Source organism: Candidatus Aminicenantes bacterium (assembly GCA_011049425.1).
Classification (GTDB): Bacteria; Acidobacteriota; Aminicenantia; order UBA2199; family UBA2199; genus UBA876.
In genome coordinates this window covers 1-4,218 of record DSBM01000109.1, presented here as the reverse complement: position 1 = coordinate 4,218, position 4,218 = coordinate 1, and the positions used below count along the sequence as shown (strand labels likewise).

Genomic DNA, 4,218 nt, shown 5'->3' with positions numbered 1-4,218 from the left:
GTTGTGCGCAACAATTGACAACGCGTTTCGGTGCGCTTAAAATGAGAAAAACCTCCCTATAGCGGGGGGAGCGTACCGTATGCGGGCGTTGAAATGGCAAACCGTGTTGAGAGCAGATGGTTTGATCACAAGGAGGATTGAGAAATGGCACCTACCTATGAAGAACTAAAAAAAATGACCGTGGCCCAATTGCGGGAGATGGCTTCTGAAATCGAACACGAAGTCCTCACGGGATACTCGCAACTGAAAAAAGAACACCTGATCGATGCCATGTGTACCGCCCTGGGTATTGACAAACACGTCAAGCGTGAGGTGGTGGGGCTGAATAAACGCGCCATAAAATCGCGCATCAAGGAACTAAAGAAAAAGCGCAACGCCGCCATAGACGCCCACAACCACGCTGAAATCAAAGATGCCCGGCGCAGAATCCATCGGTTGAAAAGAAAGATTCACAAAGCCACTCAGTAACGCCACGTACGTGATTGCGTTGACTTCGCGCTGACCCGGGGATAGAATAACCGCATGCGGCCAGGTGTTTCCCTGTTGCTGGTATTTTCGCTGCTCTTGTGTACCTGGGCGGAAAATGCGGAGGATTCCCCTTTCCGCGCGGTCATACTAAAAAACGGGATCCACGCGTTAGCGGAACAATTTCCAGACTTTCCCCTGGTTCACCTGGTGGTGGCGATCCGCGCCGGCAGCAAGTACGAACCCGCTGTCCAAAGGGGAATTTCCCATTTAATGGAGCACCTGATTCTGTTCGGCAAGGACAACACCGGACAATCCTCTTTTTCCGAGCGCTTGCGGGAGCGTGGCGGTTTTCTGAACGGCCATACAGACCGGGACCTGGTCACTCTTGAAATAACGCTACCGCGTTCTGAACTGGAATTCGTGGTCGGTCTGGCCAGGGAAATGACCTTTGCCCGCCGTTTCTTTCAGAAAGACCTGGAGCGGGAGCGGGAAATCATACGCAACGAGACGGCCGAGGTTCAGGACAATCCGGAACTCCGGGGGCTGTTTGTTATGCTGAACCACCTGTTTTCCGGCCACCCGTATGCGCGTTCCGCGCTGGGAGATGTCACGGCCCTGGATTCCATCTCTGTAGAAGAGATCAGTCGCCACTACGAGGCCCTGTTTCGGCCCGAAAGAAGTGCGATCGTGCTGGTGGGTGACGTGGAACCGGAAATAGTGATCGCCGGTATCAAAGAGCGCCTGGGCGATGTCCGTGTGCCGGCGTTTGCTAATGACCGCGAAAGTGTTGCCGTCCCACCGCTGCCCCCTTTAACGGAATCACACGTTATTGAACGCTCCATGGATGTGGAACAGGCCCACATCTGGCTCGGATTCCGGGCCCCGGCGTACAACCATGCGGATCGCGTCACCATGCGCGTACTGAGCCAGATGCTGGGGCAGGGCGGGTATTCCCTGTTGAGCGCCAGTCTCTCCAGCCGCTTTCAACTGGTGAGTGCGGTTTCGATGAACTACCAGGCATTGGAGGAGAGCGGGTTCGCCTGGATTCACATGGTGTTGGACCCCGGACACGTCAAGCGCGCCCGCAATGAGGTCATGCGCTTTCTAAAATACTTTCGCACCATGGACTTTTCACTCCGGGACCTGCCGCCGGCGCGACGCCGCGGCGTGTTCGATTTCCTGGCAACCGCGGAAAACCAGTTGCGCTTGCGCTCGGAAACCGGGGGAGAGGACGGAATGGATCGGGCGCTGAGTTACGCGCGCTTTTTGCTGCTCAACCGCTTGGGCAAACCCAAAAGCTTCCTGGAGCGGATGTCCGCCCTATCACCTTCGATGCTACGCGGCGCGGCCGGTGATTACCTGCTCAAGCCGCCCCATGTCATGGTCACGGTGCTGCCGGAAAAAGCGCGATGAGACGAAACACACGTACCCATTCCGGTTTCTCCATGATTTTATGCCTGCTGGTTGTGGCCGCCCCGGCGCGCGCGGATATTCCCCGCTCTCCCCGCACACTGCAAACCGATCCGCCTCTCAACATCGTTTTTTTGCAGGATACGAATTCGGCGGTCACGGTGTTTCAAATCATTATTCCCGCCGGAATCCGCACTGTGCCGGGAAACCTGCGCGGGCTTGCCTTTCTCGCCGCGCGCGCGGCCATGGAGATTCCTTCGGCCGATGATGTCAAAAAACTGATGGAAATGGGAACCCAATTGTCTTCCTGGGTGGAGGGGGATTGCGCCGTCCTGTCCATGACCACCCTGTCGGATCATTTTGCCGATTCGCTGGCCATTCTGGCGTCCATGCTGAATCGCCCCCTGGTTACGAAAATCCGCTTGCAGCGCATCCGGGAATGGATGCAATACCGCGAGCGCGCGGAGAACGATTCGCCCCGGACGGCGGTCATGCAGGCCATGGTGGACCATTTCCTTAGCGCCCATGGCTACGGCGGCGGCGGCATGGGGTGTGAGGCGACGCGCACGGCCATTACACGTTCGCATGTGATCAACCACCTAAAAAAGAGTTACCATGCCGCGCGCATGTGGATTTCCGTGGTGTCGGACCTGGACGCCGAACAGGTGCAAAAGCAGTTGCGGGAACAATTCAAGTTGACATTGGCAAAAAATCCACCCCAACCGCCCCCGCCGGCTACGGTTTCCTGCCCCTGTGCTGTTTCCCCCGCCGGCGACAGCGGGCGAAAGCTTCTGCAACCGCTGGTGGCCTGGGGCATGGCGTTGCCGTCGCTCACAGCCAAGAGTTTTGTGCAGGCGCGTTTGTTGGCCCGCTTGCTGGCCGGGGGTCCGGGATCGCCGGCCTGGCGTCTGCGCGACCCGCTCGGTCTGGCGTACACGGTGGATTGTGAAGTAAAACATTTCCTGGGCGGCGGGGTAATGGTGGTGTTCCTGCGCACCGGTCCGCAACAGGTTGCCCGGACCTGCCGTGAAATGGAAACCGTTTTTGCCGAACTGGTGGAAACGGGTGTTTCCCGCAAGCAACTGGACGCGGCCGTCGAACTCGAAAAAGTCGACTGGCGGCGCAGGCTGCAACCCAAAAGAGAAACCGCCTGGCGGCTGGGCTCGTTTGCCGCCACCGGGCTGGGTATCGATATGGTGAACCAATACGATCTGTGTCTGGACGACCTGTCTATAGAGGAAATGAATGTGTTTTTGCGCGGCTGCCTGTCGGCTCAAAACCGCCATCGCGTGATTCTGGGCGTTTGCCTTGACCCCGAGGAGGAAAAACAGTGAAGCATGTAAAAATTCCGCTATTGATTCTGATCCTGCTATTGGTGATGCAGGGATGCTCGCAGAAAGATAATGAGGCGGCCGCGGCGGACTGGATCCTTTGCGGCGCGAAAATCCTAACTCCTGGATCACCGGCCCCGGTTTGCGCGGATCTGGCGGTTCGTGATGGCCGTATCCTGGCCATCGGCGATGCGAAGGAGATCCAACGGCTGGCGCGTTCCGGCACCAGGCGCGTCGACGCGGCGGGCTGCACCGTGGTTTCCGGGCTTCACGATGCCCACGTTCACTTTGAATCCGGGGCCAAAATGCTTTCGGAGCGCATGAGCCTGCGTTTCATGAACCTGGAAGAGATCCAGGCAAAGGTGCGGGCGGCGGTGGCGGCGTCTCCCCCCGGGGCTCTGATTCTGGGGTACCACTTCAACCAGGCCTATTTTCCCAACGGCGCCTGGCCTGCGCGTCATGACCTGGACATCGTGGCGCCGCAAAACCCGGTGGTAATCAGCCGCGTGGACGGCCACTCCGTGTGGGTGAATTCAAAAGCCCTGGAAATGGCCGATATCACAAAAGAAACGCCGGACCCCCAGGGCGGTGAAATTCAGCGCGACACCGCGGGCAATCCCACGGGCATCCTGAAAGAAAAAGCGGGAAACCTGGTGGCGGGAATCCAGGCGCCCGATATGGTGATCCCGGGAAAAAAAGCCAAAGATCCGCTTGCGGCGGCCATTCGCCACGCCAATCAACTGGGTTTGACCAGTGTCACCACCTCGGGCAGCCTGGAACTGGTGGAGCGGTTGCGCCGACTGCAAACACAAGGTCAATTGACGCTGCGCTTCCACGTTTGGCTGGATGGCGAAGAAATCGACGCCCACCTGCAAAAAGGCGCGCGCTTCAACCAGGGAGACGACTTCGTGCGCATCGCGTTTCTCAAGCTTTTTGCCGACGGCACCATCGGTTCGGCTACCGCGGCCATGTTTTCACCCTATCGTCATCGACCGGATTCCAGCGGCAT

The 4,218-nt window shown here is 58.3% G+C and carries 4 protein-coding genes; all 4 read left to right on the top strand.

Annotated features, from left to right (window positions below):
* Positions 1 to 144 precede the first annotated feature (144 nt).
* On the top strand, positions 145 to 468 hold the full coding sequence (locus ENN40_07055; GenBank protein HDP95101.1) for a hypothetical protein: 324 nt from the start codon (positions 145 to 147) through the stop codon (positions 466 to 468).
* 54 nt (positions 469 to 522) lie between these two features.
* A complete protein-coding gene (locus ENN40_07050; GenBank protein HDP95100.1) occupies positions 523 to 1,881 on the top strand; it encodes an insulinase family protein in 1,359 nt (452 codons plus the stop codon).
* On the top strand, positions 1,878 to 3,212 hold the full coding sequence (locus tag ENN40_07045) for an insulinase family protein (protein ID HDP95099.1): 1,335 nt from the start codon (positions 1,878 to 1,880) through the stop codon (positions 3,210 to 3,212). Before ENN40_07050 ends, ENN40_07045 begins: the two co-directional genes overlap by 4 nt.
* Positions 3,209 to 4,218, top strand: a 1,010-nt coding sequence (locus ENN40_07040) for a hypothetical protein (protein HDP95098.1), incomplete at its 3' end; no start/stop codon positions are given. The genes ENN40_07045 and ENN40_07040, both read left to right, overlap by 4 nt.

Bases quoted from the DNA above. Each gene is read 5' to 3' on its own strand.
- ENN40_07050 (HDP95100.1), top strand. From the start codon at position 523: ATGCGGCCAGGTGTTTCCCTGTTGCTGGTATTTTCGCTGCTCTTGTGT.
- ENN40_07055 (HDP95101.1), top strand. From the start codon at position 145: ATGGCACCTACCTATGAAGAACTAAAAAAAATGACCGTGGCCCAATTG.
- ENN40_07045 (HDP95099.1), top strand. From the start codon at position 1,878: ATGAGACGAAACACACGTACCCATTCCGGTTTCTCCATGATTTTATGC.